The organism is Sorangium sp. So ce131 (genome assembly GCF_051519095.1).
In the GTDB taxonomy this organism is placed as follows: Bacteria; Myxococcota_A; Polyangia; order Polyangiales; family Polyangiaceae; genus Sorangium.
The window spans coordinates 2,834,375-2,850,572 of record NZ_CP150455.1 but is presented as its reverse complement, the minus strand read 5'-3'; the positions used below and the strand labels follow the sequence as shown (position 1 = coordinate 2,850,572).

The window sequence follows — 16,198 nt, the reverse complement described above, 5'->3', positions numbered from 1 at the left end:
CTCCCGGCGCGGCCTTCCCCACACGGGGCGCGCTCTTTACTGGGCAGCGAAAACGAAGGGGATGCTCACCGGGGTGGAGCCCGAGGAAGGCGGGAACCGCCAGGACTTGATGCGCGAGGCGATGCAGCTCGACAGGCCTGGGTAGTCCTTCTCCGAGCCGCTGGCCGAGGCGGACTGGACGGCGCCGGAGGCGCCGATGACCACGGACGCCGTGACCCGGGCGGTGCTGGACGCGTTGCGCGCCCGCGCGTCGAGGGCGGGTTGCCAGCAATGGCGGCGGACGCCGGGGCGGTTCGTCTCGACGACGCCCGAGATCTCCCCCTGCGTGAGCTGGCTCTGGCCGGCGCCCGCGCCCTGGCTGCCCGGTCCTGACGTGGGGCCGGGGACCCCGGCGCCGAACCCGGACCGGTCAAAGGGCGCCGGGGTGCTCGAGGCCACGGGTTTCTCCGGCTGGGTGCGCTGGCCCGTCGCCCCGGCCGGTTTGCCCGGCGCGACGACCTCTGCCTGGGGAGACGGGGTGCCGGCCGGCGGAGGAGCTTCCGGCTCGACACTCGGCGGGGGCGGGGGCGCCGCCGTCGGTAGGGCGACCGGCTGGCTCTGCGCCTGCGGGGCCGTGACGATCTGCACGGGTTGCGGCCTGGGAGCGAGCAGGACGTAGGCGGAGACGCCGCCGAAGGCGGCGGCCATCGCGATGAACGCGTACGCGATCGGGCTCATGCCCGAGCGCCGCCTCGGCGCGACCGTCTCCACCAGGCTCGCCGGCGTGGCCACCAAGGGGGCGGGCTCCGCGCCGGAGGTCAGGCTCCCCGCGGGACGAACGGCGCTGGGCGCGGTGGGCGGCGCCGGCGTGAGCCTCGGCGGCGGCTCGGCGGGGGTGGCGAGCCTGTTGGCGGCGAAGGGATCGGAGAGCACCTCGACCGGCGCAGCGCCCGCTGGGCGAGCCTCCGGTCCGCCGCCGGGGCCGGCTGGCCACGCGGCGGGCGTGCTCCTCGGGGCGGGTGCGTTCATCCCAGCAGGGCCGCTCCCAACAGCGGGCGCGCTCACCGCCGCGGGCGCGCTCACCGCCGCGGGCGGAACCGGGGTGAAATGCGGAGCGGATGCAGGCAGCGGGGCCGCGGCGGGGCTACCTGCGGAGAATGCAGCCACCGAGTCAGCAGCGGCCGGCGGCGGTGCGTTGACCCCGGGAGGATCCGGCTCGCGCACCGCCGCACGCGCGGGGGCGGGCGCGAGCGGAGGGACCCTCGCCGAAGGAGGAGGAGTGGCCCTGGCAGCAGGATGGCCGGGAGGCTGACCGACGGAAGAGATCGTGCTGGTGCGGCGCGCGGGGGCGGCCACGCGGGTGGCCTGGGCCTGGGTGACGATCTCGAGCAGCTCAGGGAAGTTCTTCAGCGGCAGCCACTCGTCGAACCCCTCGCGCCAGACCAGCGAATCGCCGTCCACGGCGCCTGCCAGCGCTTTCTCCCGGATGACGGCGAGCCGCACCGGGCCGAGCGGGACGCCCCCCACCCCGACGTACCAGTCCTCGCTCGACGTCGCGCGCACGGACGGCGCCTTCGAGAGCGGGCGATCCTCGGACATCGTCCGCTTGAAGGCGCCGGCGATCCCCGTCGGCGGCGCGGGTTCTCCCCCGCGGGCGGAGGGCGCCGCGGGAGCAGGCGCCGCCGCGACCGGCGCCACCCTCGCGGGCGCTGCCGGGGCCGGCGCTGCTGGAGCGGGCGCCGCACGGACGGCCGATGCCGGAGCGGGCGCCGCACGGACGGCCGATGCCGGAGCGGGAGGCGCCGGGGCTTGCACACCGGAGGACGGCTGAGCCGGACGAGCCTCCGAAGGCGCCGGCGCGGCCGTCCCGGGACGAGGGTTCACCGCCGGCCCAGGGGCGGAGCGCGGCGTGACCCCCGGGCGAGGCGCGCCAGGCGCGCCATCCGGGCGAGAGAGCGGCGGCGACGCCGGCCTCGGGGGCCCGGGCGCCGCCGCCTGACCCAGGGGCGCGGCCGCTTGAGGCCTGGCCGCCGGCTTCGGGACCCCCGCGGCGCGGGCGTCCGCAGCCGGCGCCCCGGCCATGGCGGTCGCGGCGGCGGACGGCACGTCCTCGCTCGGCGGGGCGAGGTGCACGTCGTCGATCGCCGCGCGCGGCGGCTCGACCGGGAGCGCCTGCGCCACGGAGCTCTCGGTGACGCTCGCGCTGACCTGAACGAGGTGCCCGCACCGCCGGCACTTCATGCGTACCATCTTGCCGGCGACCTTCTCGTCCCCGATCTGGTACTTGGCCTTACAGTTATCGCAGATGAATTTCATCCGAGGGACGCGCCTGCCGGTGGAATCACCGGAGTCTACGACAGCTTGGCCTCGGACGACACAGGGGAGGCGCGGTCAGAGCAGCCCGAGCAGGTGCTCCTTGATCGACTGCCGCGTCGGATCATCGGGCGCGACGCCCAGCGCGCGCTCCCACGTCTCGATGGCTTTGTTGCGGAACCCCGCCTTCTGGTAGAGCACGGCGAGGTTCTTCAGCGCGGGGAAGTGCTTGCCGTTGATGTGGAGCGCCGTCTCCAGCTCCTGGATGGCGTCGTAGAGCTGCCCCTGCTTGCCGTAGAGCAGGCCGAGGTGGAAGTGCAGCCGGTAGGCCAGCGGGTCGATCGCCGTGCCCTCGCGCAGGTGCCGCACGGCCTTGTCGAAGTCGCCCGCGCGGTACGCGGCGATGCCCGCGGCGAGGAGGCGCTCCGCCTCGGCCGAGATCCGGTCCTGATCGCCGCGGATCGAGCGCGCCTGGAGCGCGTTCTCCACCGCGGCGACGACGTCGGCGACCCGGAAGGGCTTCTCGATGTAGGCCTCGACGCCGTAGCTCGACTTCAGGTCCTCCGCGAAGCGCCACCCGCGGTAGACGGCCGAGATCATGATGATCGGGATGTGGCCGTAGCGCTGGGTGCCCTTCATCCGCCGGGCGATGTCGAAGCCGTGCACCTCCGGCAGCATGGCGTCGAGGATCATCACGTCGGGCGGATTCTCCTTGACCATGCGCAGGGCGAGCAGCCCGCGGTCGGCCTCCTCGACGCGGTAGCCGCGCTCCTCGAAGATGCGGCGGAGCAGCTTCCGGATCTCCGGCTCGTCGTCGACGACGAGGACCGTGGTCTGATCGCCCTGGGGCGCCTTGCCGGTGCCCGTGGGGAGCGACTCGACGACCGACAGATCGCGGTCCGCGGTGCCGAAATCCGTGTCCGTCAGCTCATCGGCCGCGGCGGCCCTCCGCATGGCGTCGTCGACGACGAGCGGGGGGCCGGCCGAGGAGATGCGCGCCGGCGACGCGGCGGCAGGTGGGCTCGGGTCGTCGGAGAGGTCGGCGAACGAGATCTCCGCGTCGTCGCGCGGGCGCTCCGGCGCGGGTCGCGCCGGCGGCGCGGCGCTGGGCGCAGGGGGCGCGGGCGCCTGGGCGGGCGCAGGCGGCGGTGCGGCCGACGCCGACGGCGCGGCGGAGGGCGAAGGCGGCGCGGCGGGAGGCACCCGGCGCGGCGCAGGCTGCGCAGGCTGCGCGGGCGGCGCAGGCTGCGCGGGCGGCGCCTCGGGAGCGGGCGCCGACGCGGCGCCGAGCCCGGCGCGCTTCAGCACCTCGGGCGGGCACTTCGCGCCCACGTAGAACGGCTCGCCCTGCTCCTTCATGTCGTAGGCGGCCGCGATGGTCCGCACGAGCGGGCCCGCGAGCGCGATGTACGGGAAGACGCGCTTGCCCGTCACGAACTCGAGCTCGTCGATCACCTTCTTGTCGGCGGGCGCCGCCATCGCCACGAGGATGCGGTCCTCGCGGACGAGCACGGGCAGGAGCTTGTGCTTGGCGGCGATCTCGCGGGGCAGGATCGAGAGGTCGCTCAGCTTGATGCAGACCTGGTTGAGATCGATGCCAGGAACGCCGCTCTGCTCGGAGAGGGCCTTCAGCGCAGCGACCTCGGAGACCGTGCCGCTCTCGATGAGGTTCGTGGCGAGGGGCACGCCCTTCGCGCGCGCGTCGAGGAGCGCCTGTTCGAGCTGGGGCTGCGTGACCGCCCTTTGCTGCAGGAGGATGCGTCCGAGCGGCTTCTTGTTGGCTTCTTGCGTCATTCCGCGGGCCGACTTCAAAGGCTAATGGACCGGCAATGCGCGGGCAAGCACGCGACTTGCGCCGGGACGGCCGTCCGGCTGGTACGACCGATCCGGGGCCCTCCGGCCAGCCCCTCGCCGGCGCCTCGGGCCTCTGGCCAGGTCGAGCGCCGCCGAGGCGCCGCCCAGGGCGCGCGGGCGCGGGCGCTGCGCTCGCCTCCGCGCCAGCAGCGCGACGGCGCGCCGAGGGGGACGATGTAGGTCACTCGCTCGCGCCGGGCGCGTCGAGCCACGCGCGGGCGAACGCCGCGTACCTCGCCTCGACGATCGCCGCGCGCGCCTCGCGCATGAGGCGGCCGTACAGGTGGAGGTTGTGCTCCGTCAGCAGGCGCAGCACCAGGATCTCGCCGGCCATGTAGAGGTGCCTCAGGTACGCGCGGCTGTAGCCCCCGGCGCACGTGGGGCAGCTGCAGGTCGGGTCGAGCGGCGACGGATCGTCCTTGTAGCGCGCCTGCTTGATCACGATCTTGCCGTGCTGCGTGAGCGCCTGCCCGTTGCGCGCGTTCCGGGTCGGGAGCACGCAGTCGAACATGTCGACCCCAGCGGCGATCGCGTGGAGCAGATCGATCGGCGTGCCCACGCCCATGAGGTAGCGGGGGCGCGCGCGATCGAGGTGCGGGGCGATCTGCGCGACGACCTCGTGCATCAGCGCGATCGGCTCGCCGACGGAGAAGCCGCCGAGCGCGAGCCCGTCGAACGGCATCGCGGCGAGCTCCTCCGCGTGCGCCATGCGGAGGGCCACGGAGGTGCCGCCCTGCACGATCCCGAAGAGCGCCTGGGTGGGGCGCTTCGCGTCGAGGCAGCGCTTGCCCCAGCGCGTCGTCAGGCGGCACGCCGCCTCGACCTCCGCGCGCGGCGCGCCGCCGGGCGGGCACACGTCGAGCTGCATCGCGATGTCGGCCCCGAGCAGCCCCTGCACCTCCATCGCGACCTCGGGCGTGAGCGCCTTGCGGGCGCCGTCGAGGTGCGACCGGAACACGAAGCCGTCCTCCACGAGCGTGCGCCGCTCGGCGAGCGAGAAGGCCTGGAACCCTCCGGAGTCGGTGAGCATCGCGTGCGGCCAGCGCGTGAACGCGTGCAGGCCGCCGAGCTGCGCGACGAGCTCGGGCCCCGGGCGCAGCCACAGGTGGTACGTGTTGCCGAGGACGATCCTCGCGCCGGTGGCGGCCACCTCGCCGGGCGTCAGCGTCTTCACGCTCCCCTGGGTGCCGACCGGCATGAACGTCGGGGTCGGCACCTCGCCGTGCGGCGTGGTGAGCACGCCCGCGCGGGCGTGGCCGTCCCTCGCCAGCTCGGCGAAGGCGAAGCCGGGCGTCGGGCTCACGGCGCGCCCTCCCCGCGGATGAACATGGCGTCTCCGTACGAGTAGAAGCGGTAGCCGGCGTCGATCGCCGCGCGGTACGCGCGCAGCGTGCGCTCGCGCCCGGCGAACGCGAACACGAGCGCGAGCAGCGTCGAGCGCGGCAGGTGGAAGTTCGTGAGGAGCGCGTCCACGACGCGGAAGGTATGGCCGGGCTGGATCAAGAGGCGCGTCTCCCCCGCCTGCGGCCGCACGTGGCCCGCGCGCGCGGGATCGGCGGCGCTCTCCAGGGCGCGCACCGCGGTGGTCCCGATCGCGACCACCGGGGCGCCGCGCGCGCGCGCTCGCGCGACCGCGTCGGCGGTCGCCTCGGTGACCGAGTACACCTCGGCGTGCATCGGGTGCCGATCGAGATCGTCGGCCGTCACCGGCTGGAACGTACCGAGGCCGACGTGCAGCGTGACGCTCGCGATCTCGACCTCGTTCGCGCGGAGCCGCTCGACGAGGCCGGGTGAGAAGTGCAGGCCCGCCGTGGGCGCGGCGACCGCGCCGGGGACGCGGGCGAAGATGGTCTGGTACCGCTCGCGATCGGCGGGGTCGTCGCCGCGGCCGAGGTACGGCGGGAGCGGGACGTGGCCGATCGCGTCGATCGCGGCGGCCACGGGCAGCCCGGCGGGGGACGAGAGCTCCACCGTGAGCACGCCGTCCTCCGCGCGCTCCAGCACCTCCGCGACGAGCGCGCCGTCGTGCCCGAGATCGACCGTCGCGCCCGGGCGGATCGGCTTGGACGCACGCCCCATGGCCTGCCAGCGCTCGGGGCGCGCCGCGGCCTGCTGCGAGGCCGCGGATCCCTCGCCCCCGCCGGCCGGGTCCTCGTCCAGCCGGCGCAGCAGGAAGATCTCCACCTGCCCGCCCGTGCCGCGCTTCTTGCCGAACAGCCGCGCGGGGACGACCTTCGTGTCGTTGATGATGACGAGCGCCCCGCGCTCGACGTACCGGTCGAGATCGCGGACCGCCGCGTGCTCGACCTCGCCGGCGGGGCGGCCGCGATCGACCACGAGGAGCCGGGCTCCGTCCCGCTCCTCGGGGGGTCGCGACGCGATCAGCGCTTCAGGAAGTTCGTAGTCGAGGAGCTCGCAGCGCACGCCGCGCTACTAGCACGACGCGGGCGTGAGCACGTTCGTCTCGGCGCGGAGGAAACGACAGATCTCGCCCACCTTGTAGGGCTTCGGCACGAAGGCCACGGCGCCGCAGTCCGTGCGCTCGACCTGGCGCGCGGAGAGGTGATACGCGCTGGAGAGCACGACCCGCACCTTCGGGTAAGCACGCCGGATCTCGCGGGCGAGCTCGAGCCCGTTCAGGTCGGGCATCATCAGGTCGATCATCGCCACGTCGACGGGGGACGAGCCGAGGATGCGGAACGCTTCCTGGTACGAGGCGGCGAACGCGACCTCGAACCCCTCGACGCTTAGCCCAGCCGAGAGAGCGCGACGCTGGGAGTTCTCGCCGTCCACGATCAGCATGCGGGCCATTAAGCGTCCTCCTGCGGCCATCGCCGCCATCTCTACGCCTGAGCTACTTAGCAATCGCCGGGCCAAACTGAGGAATCGTCCCGGTGCGGTCGCTGACGCCGAAGTGAAACAGATGAGCACATTCTACAGCAGCTGACCCATTGCACTAAGGCAAATCCCGATGAACCGGCGTTGCAGAGCTGCAATCCATCGTGGGCTAGCTGGCCTGATTCATTGCCGAGTCAGGTGTGTTGCTCAGCTTGGCGGGCAGTCACAGCGAGCCTGGAGAACGCGCGAGAGCTCGGTCGGATGACCACAACAGCTCAGCCCGGTGGGCAGCGACCGCGCAGCGGTGAGGGCTCCGCTGCTCAGCCTGGCGGGCAGCGACCGCTCGACCGGGGGAGCGCGCGGCGGATCACGCCGGCGGATACGTGATCGTCAGCCGGGTCATCTTGCGCCAGAGGGTCGTCGCGCTGATCCCGAGCACCTCGGCGGCGCGCTCTCGGCTGCCGTCGCACTCCCGCAGCGCCGCCTCAATGGCCTGGCGCTCGGCGCAGTCGACCACGTCCGCGAGTAGCCTGCCGCCGCCCTCGGCCGGCCGCTTGGGCTGCACCGCGGCGGGGAGAACGTCGTCGACGCTGATGACGCCGCCGCCCGAGAGGGCGACCGCCTGCTCCACCATGTTCTCCAGCTCCCGGATATTTCCAGGGAAGTCGTACTGCGTCAGCGCCTCGACGACGCCGTCCGCGGCGCGCGCGCGGCAGCTCATCTTCCGGTTGTACTTTTCCAGGAAGAACTCCCAGAGGATGGGGACGTCCTCGCGCCGCGAGCGCAGCGGCGGGAGCACGAAGCGCGCGACGTTGAGCCGGTAGTAGAGGTCCTGGCGGAACCGCTTCTCCGCCACCGCGGTCAAGAGCTCCTGGTTCGTCGCGGCGATGATGCGCACGTCGACGTGGATGGGTTTGTTCTCGCCGACCCGGCGGATCTCGTTCTCCTGGATCGCGCGGAGCAGCTTCGCCTGGAAGGTGAGCGGGGTCTCGGCGATCTCGTCGAAGAAGAACGTGCCGCCGTCGGCCTCCTCGAACAGGCCCTTCCTCGCCGAGATCGCGCCCGTGAACGAGCCGCGCGCGTGGCCGAAGAGCTCGCTCTCGAGCAGCGTCTCGCTGATCGCGGCGCAGTTCACGGGCACGAACGGGCGGTCCGCGCGCTTGCTGTTGGCGTGGATGGCCTTGGCGACCAGCTCCTTGCCGGTGCCGCTCTCGCCGGTGATGAGCACCGTCGCGTCCGTCGGCGCGACCTTCACGATCCGGCCCAGGACCTCGCGCACCGCCTGCGAGCGGCCCACGATGTTCTCGAACCGGTAGCGCTCCTTGAACTCGCTGGCGAGCAGCTGGACCTCCCCGGTGAGCTTCCGGTTCTGGATCGCGCGCTCCACCTTCACGAGCAGCTCCTGCTCCGAGAACGGCTTCTGGATGTAGTCGAACGCGCCGAGCCGCATCGCCTCCACCGCGCTCTCGATGGTGCCGTACGCGGTCATCACGATGACCTCCGTGTTGGCGTTCGACTCCTTCACCGCGCGCAGGACGCCGATCCCGTCGAAGCCGCCCATCCGCAGATCGGTCAGCACGACGTCGTACGCGCCCTTGGCGCCGAGGTCGGCCCCCTCGCTGCCGTCGGCCGCTTCATCGACCTCGTACCCGGCACCACGCAGCATCATCGCGAGCGTGGTCCGCATGTTCCGCTGGTCATCGACGACAAGAATCTTCGACATGGATTTCCCCCGCCGCGCTCGCCCCCTGGCTCAGGGAGAGCGGCGCGACGATCACGACCGACGCGCCGAGATGGCGCGTAGCCGCGCGAGCGCGGTCGTCCGCGGCGTCTTGGACATGCGTCCAGCGTATCGTACGTCAAGCGCGGCCCCCGCCGCCAGGCGGGCCGCGAGGCGCACGCCGGCGCGGAGGTGGTCCCCCACCCCGTCCTAGTCGCGGATCTGCTGGGAGAGGTAGGCCGTCTCGCCGAGCTTCTCGATCAGCCCGATTTGGGTCTCGAGCCAGTCGATGTGCTCCTCCTCGGACTCGAGGATCCTGGCCAGGAGCTCCTCCGTGGTCCGGTCGCCCTTGTCGCGGCAGAGCGCGATCGCCGTGTTGAGCCGCTTGACCGCGTGGTACTCGAGCTCGAGGTCGCTCTTCAGCTGCTCCGGCACGGTCTGCCCGATGTGGAGGGTGTCCAGGCGCTGCAGGTTGGGCAGGCCTTCCAGGAAGAGGATGCGGTCGATGATCGCGTCGGCGTGCTTCATCTCATCGATCGACTCGGCGCGCCCGTGGGCGGCGAGCGTGACGAAGCCCCAGTTCGCGCACATCTTCGCGTGCAAGAAGTACTGGTTGATCGCGACGAGCTCCCCCGCGAGCACCTCGTTCAACGCCTCGACGATCTCTTTCGCACCCTTCATCGGACCCTCTCGCGCTCGTTGCCCCTGCTGCTGCCCGCCCGTGAGGGCGGGGCGGCGCCGGCTGCAGCGCCGGCGCCCAGGTCAAATGCGCAAGGTCTGCGGAAGTGCGCAAGAAATTTCGATGGAGGATGGCCGCTGAGCCTGCACGCCCGCGGGAGCCGTGGCCCTGTCCGCGAGCGCCTGGAGAGTCAGGCGGCGCTGGAGACCGGCGCCATCACGAGGCGGCGCGGCGCGGGCGCGGCCTCGCGATCGCCGACGAGCTTGGCGATCGTCGGCTCACAGGAGCCGCACCGCGTGCCGGCGCCCGTGCACTCCATCACCTCCGCCACGGAGCAGGCCCCCTCGTTGATCGCTTCACGAATCTCTCGATCACAGACGCCCATGCAGAGACACACGTACATGCGGCAGACCCCCGGCTACGAGAACGGGTAGGATTGATATTGAACATAGCTTTCAATATCGATGCGTCAAGCAAGAACGTCCTGCCGGGATTTGGGGCGCGCCAGGGATGGCCAGAGGTGGAGGGGGCCCCGCCGGCAGGCGCGGAGGCGGCGGTACACGAGGGCTGGGCGCGGCGGCGGGCGCGGAGGCGGAGGGCGGCGGCGGGCGCGGAGGCGGCGGCGGCGGCGGGCGCGGAGGCGGCGGCGGGCGCGGAGGCGGGGCCGCCGCGACGGCGTCACATCGTCAGGCCGCCGTCGACGTCGATGCAGCGGCCGTTGAAGTACTCGCACTCGATCACGAAGCGCACGGCCTGCCAGATGTCCTCGGGCAGGCCGATGCGGCCGACGGGGATCATCGCCACCAGGGCGTCGCGCGCCTTCGCGTTCATGCCCTGCGTCATGGGCGTCTCGATCATGCCGGGCGCGACGGCGCCGACGCGGATGCCGAACGGCGCGAACTCGAGCGCCCAGGTCTTCGTGTTCGCGGCGAGCGCGCTCTTCGCGGCGGTGTAGTTCGACTGGCCGCGGTTGCCGTGGCGCGCGATGGAGCTGATGTTGACGATGACGCCCTTCTGCTCGGTCTCGACCATCTTCGCGACGACCTCGCGGACCATGAGCGCGGCGCCCGTCAGGTTGACGTCGATGACCGCCTGCCACTGCGCGGCGCTCAGCTTGACGACCGCGCCCGTCTGGCGATCCTTCTTCACGAGCAGGCCGTCCCGCAGGATGCCGGCGTTGTTGACGAGGCCGTTCAGGCCGCCCATGGCCTCGTGCGCGAAGCGGACGAACGCCTCGACCTCCGCCTCGGCGGCCACGTTCAGGGGCCGCGCGTGGATCTTTCCGCTGAGCCCCTGGCTCGCCTCGACGAGCGACGCGAGCCCCTCCTCGTTCACGTCGCCCGCGGCGACCTGGCCCCCGAGCTCCGCGAGCCGCAGCGCGTAGTGGCGGCCTAGCCCCTGGGCGGCGCCTGTGACGACGAACTTCGTGTCCTCGAGTCGCATGATCGCACTCCTCCCGATCGATCGCTCCCGACCGCTGTCTCGAAGGCCCCGTCTACCACGAGACGGCGGGCGGCATCGCGGCCCGAACCGAGCCGCCGCGCGCTTTCCGCTAGCCGCTTGCGCCCGTGCGCAGCGATGTTATTCAGCGCCCATGAGGTCGATCGCGCTCGCCGCCGCCCTGTGCGCCGGCGCCCTGACGCTCGCGCCGGCCTGCGACCGCGGCGCGCCCCCTGTCCCCGAAACCTCCGATCCGACCGGCAAGGACCTGGTCGTGGGCGCTGTGGTCGCGGCCGCCGAGAAGAGCGGCGGGATCCGCATCTACAAGGTCGTCGAGGTCGAGGACCTGCCCGAGCCGTTCGGTCGGGACCTGCACATGATCGCCTACGAGCCCAAGGCGCAGACCTTCCAGGAGGCCGCGGAGCTCCGCCGGAAGGGAGGGATGAAGGTCCTGCACGATCACATGAGGGTGCGGCTCGTGAGCTTCCTGCCGCGCGACCACCGGGTGATCAGCCACGAGGCGATCAGCGACGAGGAGCGGGCCCCGTACCTCAAGTCGGTCAACAGCCGCCAGCGCTGACGCCGGCGGGCGGCCGACAGCCGCCAGCGCTGACGTCAGCGGGCGACCGACAGCCGCCAGCGCTGACGCCGGCGGGCGACCGGCCGCAGCGGAGCGCCGTCAGCGCTTCGCGCGGAGCAGCTCGCCCAGCCGCTCGATGGCCTGGCTGTGCAGCCGGCTCGCCCAGCTCTTGCTGATGCCGAGATCCTGCGCGATCTGATCGAAGCGCTCGTCGTCGAAGTAGTGGCGCTCGACGAGGGCGCGCTCGCGCTCGGGGAGCTCGCGGACCGCGTGGCGCACGGCCTCTGCGAGCTGCGCGCGCGAGGCCCGCTCCTCGGGGCTGTCGGCCGCGTCGGGGACCGCGGCGACGTCGCCGTGGGCCGAGAGCAGGCCGAGCGCCATCGCGGCGGCGTGCCCGGCGAGCAGGCCGCCGAGCCGCGCGGCGTACGCCTCCTGCGTGGCAGGCGCGTCGGCGTCGTCGTCGGCCGCGCGCCCCTCCGCGAAGCGCGCCGACGCGGCGAGCGCGGTGGCGCGCGCGGCCGCGGAGCGCCACCGCGTCTCGCGGCGGAGGCCGTCGAAGATGGCCCACCGGATCTTCCTCGCGGCGTACGCGGCGAAGGTGGACCGGCTGGGGTCGTACGTCCGCACGACGTCGAGCAGCGCCGGGTACCCCAGCGCGACGAGGTCCTCGACCGGGACACGGCGGCCGAGGCGGCGCGCGATGCGCTTCGCGACCAGCTGGAGCTGGGCGAGCCCCTCCTTGAACAGGGGGTCTTCCTGAGCGCGCACCGTCAGCCTGCCTTGGCGCGCCCCGGCGCGCCGGCGCCGACGACACCGAACGCCCGCTCGCCGCTCTCGTCGACCTCGCGCGGGTGCGCGCGCCGGAGCAGGCGCATCGCCTCCTCGTCGTGCTGCAGGACCTCCGCGAGCTGCTCGCGCATCCACGCGACCTCGTGCGCCGGCAGGCGGTTCACGTAGGGCGCCACGGCGGCGTCGACCTGAGCGGCGATCCAGGGGTCATCGAGGAGCGATGCGTCCATGGATGGCCATTATATCCGCACCGGCAGCGCCGTCATCCGGCGCGGGGGGACGTCATCCGGCACGGGGGGACGTCATCCGGCGCGGGAGGCCGTCATCCGGCACGGGGGCCGCGGAGCGCGTCGCGGGGGCGTCACTTCGCCGGCGGCGACGCGTTGAGGCAGGCGTCGAACGCCTTGACGCTGCGCGCGTCGAAGGCGCACCGGAGCGACTTCGGGTGCACGTGTTTGCCGACGTTCTGCTCGCACGCCTGGGCGTACTGCGCGCCCAGCGCGGCCGCGTCCGCGTCGATCTTTCGCTCGGCCTCCCCGCGCTGCTCCGCCGTGAGCTTGGCGCTCATCGCCGCGACCTGCTCCGTGCGCGTGAGCTCCGTGAGCTGCTTGCCCAGCTCGACGCAGTCGCCGTGCATGAGCGCATAGTCGTCGGGCACGGAGTCGTCGCGCCGCGGCGAGGCAGTCGCCCCCCACGGCGTCGACGCCGCGGACGGTGTCGCCGCGGCGGGCTCTGCCTCCTTCGGCTCGTGCTCCAGCGCGGCCTCCGGCGCAGGCGCTGCCGGCTGCGAGGGCTCGGGTTGTTCGGTCGGAGGCGGCGGAGCGCCGGCACATCCGATCAGCGAGGTCGAGAGGAGACCGGCAAGCAAAGCAAGATTCCTCATGAACGTGAGGGTTGATCGGTTCGCGCCGTCTGTCCATGCCGTGCCGGCCGCGCGGCGCGGCACAGAGAGCGGCGGAAGAAAAGACCATCGTGGACGTATCGACCGCGGCGCAGCGTCCTGCGCTGCGCACGACGCTGCGCCGCGCAGGACACTGCGCTGAACGCAACGGAGCACGCGCCGCAGGGAGGCGCGCTCGGAAGAGATCAGGAACAGGAAGAGGAAGGCCGAAGAAAAGGCGCGCCGCGGGCGGTGCGCGCGCTAGTCGACGCTCCGCAGGGCGCGGGACAGGTCGAAGCCGGCGGCGTCGTGGTGGTACACCACGCGGAGCACGCGGCCGCGGAGGAGCTCCCTCGGGACCGCGCCCATCGCCCGGCTGTCGAGCGAGGCGGCGCGGTTGTCGCCCATGACGAAGAGGTGGTCGTGCGGCACGACGACCGGACCGAACGCGGCGAGGTCGCGCTCGCCGGCCGCGTGCGCGACGCCGCCGAGGTGCTCCACCATCGTGCCGTCTCCGAGCCGCTCGAGCGGCTGCGCGACGGCGTCGACGTACAGGACGCCCTCCCGGAGCATGACCGTCTGGCCGGGGAGCGCGATCACCCGCTTGACGAGGAGGGTAGAGCCACCCCGCGGGTCCGCGAACAGCACCACGTCGCCGACGTGCGGCCCGCTGCGCTCGAACACGTAGCCGTCCGCGAGCGGGACGCGGAGCCCGTAGGCGGTCTTGTCGACGAGGATGCGATCGCCCGGGGTGATCGTCGGCCACATCGAGCCCGTGGGCACGTGGTACTGGTCCGCGAGGGTCGAGCGGCCCAGCGTGAGGATCGCGAGCGCCGCGAGGATCTTGAGGAGGCCGCGCCAGGCCGGCGCGAGCGTCTCCAGGGCGCGCCGCGCGAGCGCGCGGTCGGGTCGCGGCAGGAGAAGGCTGGCCTTCGCGGGCTCGAGGCACGCGGTCGCAGCGTCCACCGCCGGCCGGGGGGAGCCGGGCTCATTCATCGCACGCGGGGCTAGCATCCCCGCTTCGGACCAGCCAGCTTCGCGGCATGCACGGCTGTACTTCATCGACGGCATCATCCTCCCAAGTCCTGGGCCGCCTCACGCTCTGCGGCTCGATTTCGCGTCATCCGGTATCGACAGGGGCCGCCATGCACCTCGCCGGCTACCGCGCGCTGGGGCTCGACTTTACTTATATCCCGTTCTCCGTGACCGATGTTGAAGGCGCGACACGCGGGATGCGCGCCCTCGGGATCCGCGGCCTCGGTGTGTCGATGCCCTACAAGCAGGCGGTAATTCCGCTGCTCGACGAGATCGACCCGGTCGCAGCGCGGATCGGGGCGGTCAACACGATCGTCAACGACGAAGGGCGCCTCAGGGGGTACAACACCGACTGGATCGGCGCCGTGCGGGCCCTCGAGGAGGTGACGCAGCTCGGAGGCGCCCGGGTGCTGCTGCTCGGCGCCGGAGGGGCGGCGCGCGCCGTCGCGTTCGGGCTCGCGGAGCGCGGCGCCTCCGTCACGGTCGCGAACCGCGACCTGGACAAGGCGCGGCAGCTCGCGGCGGCCGTCGGCGGAACGGCGGCGCCGCTCGGCCGCGAGGCCTTCTCGGCCGACCACGACGTCCTCGTCAACGCCACCTCGCTCGGTATGACCGACGTGGACCCGCGGAGCCCCGTCCCGGAGGAGGCGCTCCGGGAGGATCTCCTGGTGATGGATATCGTCTACAAACCGATGATCACGGCGCTCGTGGAAGCGGCGCGACGGCGCGGCGCGACCGCCGTTCACGGCGGGAGGATGCTCCTCCACCAGGCGGCAGAGCAGTTCCGGCTGTACACCGGCCGGGAGCCGCCGCTCGCCGCCATGGACGAAGCGCTGCGCGGCCAGCTCGGCTGACGCGCGTCCGCCGCGCGGCGACCTCGCCCTGCTTCCAGCTGCCCACGCGCGGCGCGCGCTCGGCATGGGCGCCTCTCCCGGCGCGGGCGCCTGCGCTCGGCGTGGACAACCGACGACGTCGGTTGTGCACCTCGCGCGCCGCTCCGGAACAATGGCGGAGGGCGGGCGCCACGCGTAGGCTTCTGGCGATGATCTCGTTCGAGATACGCGCAGCCGTGACCGGAGATGAGGAGCAGCTCCTCAGCGTCGCGCGCCACCTGAACTCGGTCAACCTCCCGAACAACCGTGACGCTATCCACGAGATCGTCGCCGAGAGCCACAGGAGCTTCAGCGGGGCGATCCAGGACCCCCGCCTCCGCCAATACGTCTTCGTGCTCGTCGATCTGACGAAGGGCGGGAAAGGCGCGATCGTCGGGACATCGATGATCATCGCGCAGCTGGGGCGGCGCGGCGTCCCTTACATCTATTTCGACGTGCTCGACGAGGAGAAGTACTCGGCCACGATCGACAAGCACTTTCACCACACCGTGCTGCGCATCGGCTACTCGTACAACGGCCCGACGGAGATCGGCGGACTCGTGCTCATGCCGGACTACCGCAAGGGGACCGACAAGCTCGGTACGATGATCTCGTATGTCCGCTTTCTCTACATGGCCGCTCGCCACGACCTCTTCCAGAGCGAGATCCTCGCGGAGCTGATGCCCCCGCTCGAGCCGGACGGGACAAGCCACCTGTGGGAGGCGCTCGGGCGCAAGTTCACCGACATGAGCTACGCCGAAGCAGACCTCCTTTCCAAGAAGAACAAGGAGTTCATCAAGGCGCTCTTCCCGGAAGGGACCATCTACGCCTCGCTGCTGCCCGACGACGCGCAGCGCGTGATCGGGAAAGTCGGGGCGCAGACGCGGGGGGTGGAGAAGCTCCTGCGCCGCATCGGCTTCCGTTACGCCCACCGCGTCGATCCGTTCGACGGCGGCCCCCACTTCACCGCCCACATGGACGAGATCTCCCTCGTGAGGGACACCCGGAAGGCCAAGGCCGGCCGTCCGCTCGATCCGAGCCCGTCGGACCCGAAGGGCATCCTCGCGCTCGAGTACCCCGAGCCGCCCTACTTCCGCGCGGTCGCCGCCAGCTTCCGCGACGAAGGACAACGCGGCGTGGCCATCGCCGAGGACGCCTGGGAGCACCTGTCCCTACAGCCGCTCATGCCGATCTGGATCCTCCCGATGCCGTGACCACC

Annotated in this window: 17 protein-coding genes and 1 pseudogene; 4 read left to right on the top strand and 14 right to left on the bottom strand. The window is 72.5% G+C overall.

Features of this window, described 5'->3' with window-relative positions; translation table 11 throughout:
- Positions 1-36: 36 nt before the first annotated feature.
- On the bottom strand, positions 37-1,578 hold the full coding sequence (locus WMF43_RS10520) for a GYF domain-containing protein (protein WP_437683983.1): 1,542 nt from the start codon (positions 1,576-1,578) through the stop codon (positions 37-39).
- Positions 1,579-2,059: 481 nt separating this feature from the next.
- Between WMF43_RS10520 and WMF43_RS10515 the strand changes: the two genes are divergently transcribed.
- Complete coding sequence (locus tag WMF43_RS10515) at positions 2,060-2,191, top strand: hypothetical protein (RefSeq protein ID WP_437684284.1); 132 nt, start codon at positions 2,060-2,062, stop codon at positions 2,189-2,191.
- A gap of 14 nt (positions 2,192-2,205) precedes the next feature.
- Here the strand turns inward: WMF43_RS10515 and WMF43_RS10510 are convergent.
- The 9 genes and pseudogenes from WMF43_RS10510 to WMF43_RS10470 all read right to left on the bottom strand — a co-directional run.
- Positions 2,206-2,295: pseudogene (locus tag WMF43_RS10510) on the bottom strand (zinc-ribbon domain-containing protein); the annotation flags it as partial.
- A 75-nt stretch (positions 2,296-2,370) separates the two neighbouring features.
- Entirely contained in the window at positions 2,371-4,086 is a 1,716-nt protein-coding gene (locus WMF43_RS10505) for a response regulator (protein WP_437679408.1), read from the bottom strand.
- Positions 4,087-4,327: 241 nt separating this feature from the next.
- Positions 4,328-5,449: a tRNA guanosine(34) transglycosylase Tgt gene (gene tgt / locus WMF43_RS10500; protein WP_437679407.1), complete on the bottom strand. Its 1,122-nt coding sequence runs from the start codon at positions 5,447-5,449 to the stop codon at positions 4,328-4,330.
- On the bottom strand, positions 5,446-6,570 hold the full coding sequence (queA, locus tag WMF43_RS10495; RefSeq protein WP_437679405.1) for a tRNA preQ1(34) S-adenosylmethionine ribosyltransferase-isomerase QueA: 1,125 nt from the start codon (positions 6,568-6,570) through the stop codon (positions 5,446-5,448). Before queA ends, tgt begins: the two co-directional genes overlap by 4 nt.
- A 9-nt stretch (positions 6,571-6,579) precedes the next feature.
- Positions 6,580-6,957 carry a response regulator gene (locus WMF43_RS10490; protein ID WP_437679403.1) on the bottom strand — a complete coding sequence of 126 codons (378 nt, stop codon included), beginning with the start codon at positions 6,955-6,957 and terminating at the stop codon, positions 6,580-6,582.
- A 394-nt stretch (positions 6,958-7,351) separates the two neighbouring features.
- The gene (locus tag WMF43_RS10485) at positions 7,352-8,707 is read right to left on the bottom strand and encodes a sigma-54-dependent transcriptional regulator (protein WP_437679401.1); all 1,356 of its coding nucleotides are present in this window, start codon (positions 8,705-8,707) and stop codon (positions 7,352-7,354) included.
- Between the two features lie 207 nt (positions 8,708-8,914).
- Entirely contained in the window at positions 8,915-9,385 is a 471-nt protein-coding gene (gene bfr / locus WMF43_RS10480; RefSeq protein ID WP_437679399.1) for a bacterioferritin, read from the bottom strand.
- A 188-nt stretch (positions 9,386-9,573) separates the two neighbouring features.
- The gene (locus tag WMF43_RS10475) at positions 9,574-9,786 is read right to left on the bottom strand and encodes a (2Fe-2S)-binding protein (protein WP_437679397.1); all 213 of its coding nucleotides are present in this window, start codon (positions 9,784-9,786) and stop codon (positions 9,574-9,576) included.
- Between the two features lie 275 nt (positions 9,787-10,061).
- Positions 10,062-10,826, bottom strand: coding sequence for an SDR family oxidoreductase (locus tag WMF43_RS10470; RefSeq protein ID WP_437679395.1), 765 nt, complete (start codon positions 10,824-10,826; stop codon positions 10,062-10,064).
- Positions 10,827-10,977: 151 nt separating this feature from the next.
- Here WMF43_RS10470 and WMF43_RS10465 point away from each other — a divergent pair, with 151 nt between their 5' ends.
- A complete protein-coding gene (locus tag WMF43_RS10465) occupies positions 10,978-11,403 on the top strand; it encodes a hypothetical protein (RefSeq protein WP_437679394.1) in 426 nt (141 codons plus the stop codon).
- 99 nt (positions 11,404-11,502) lie between these two features.
- Here the strand turns inward: WMF43_RS10465 and WMF43_RS10460 are convergent, their stop codons facing one another.
- The 4 genes from WMF43_RS10460 to lepB form a co-directional block, all read right to left on the bottom strand.
- Entirely contained in the window at positions 11,503-12,171 is a 669-nt protein-coding gene (locus tag WMF43_RS10460) for a sigma-70 family RNA polymerase sigma factor (RefSeq protein WP_437679392.1), read from the bottom strand.
- Positions 12,172-12,173: 2 nt separating this feature from the next.
- Positions 12,174-12,422, bottom strand: a complete 249-nt coding sequence (locus WMF43_RS10455; RefSeq protein WP_437679390.1) for a hypothetical protein — start codon at positions 12,420-12,422, stop codon at positions 12,174-12,176.
- 131 nt (positions 12,423-12,553) lie between these two features.
- Complete coding sequence (locus tag WMF43_RS10450; protein WP_437679388.1) at positions 12,554-13,060, bottom strand: hypothetical protein; 507 nt, start codon at positions 13,058-13,060, stop codon at positions 12,554-12,556.
- 273 nt (positions 13,061-13,333) lie between these two features.
- Positions 13,334-14,068: a signal peptidase I gene (gene lepB / locus WMF43_RS10445; RefSeq protein WP_437679386.1), complete on the bottom strand. Its 735-nt coding sequence runs from the start codon at positions 14,066-14,068 to the stop codon at positions 13,334-13,336.
- A 47-nt stretch (positions 14,069-14,115) separates the two neighbouring features.
- Here lepB and WMF43_RS10440 point away from each other — a divergent pair, with 47 nt between their 5' ends.
- Positions 14,116-14,961, top strand: a complete 846-nt coding sequence (locus WMF43_RS10440) for a shikimate dehydrogenase (protein WP_437679384.1) — start codon at positions 14,116-14,118, stop codon at positions 14,959-14,961.
- Positions 14,962-15,149: 188 nt separating this feature from the next.
- Complete coding sequence (locus tag WMF43_RS10435; RefSeq protein ID WP_437679382.1) at positions 15,150-16,193, top strand: arginine N-succinyltransferase; 1,044 nt, start codon at positions 15,150-15,152, stop codon at positions 16,191-16,193.
- Positions 16,194-16,198 lie beyond the last annotated feature (5 nt).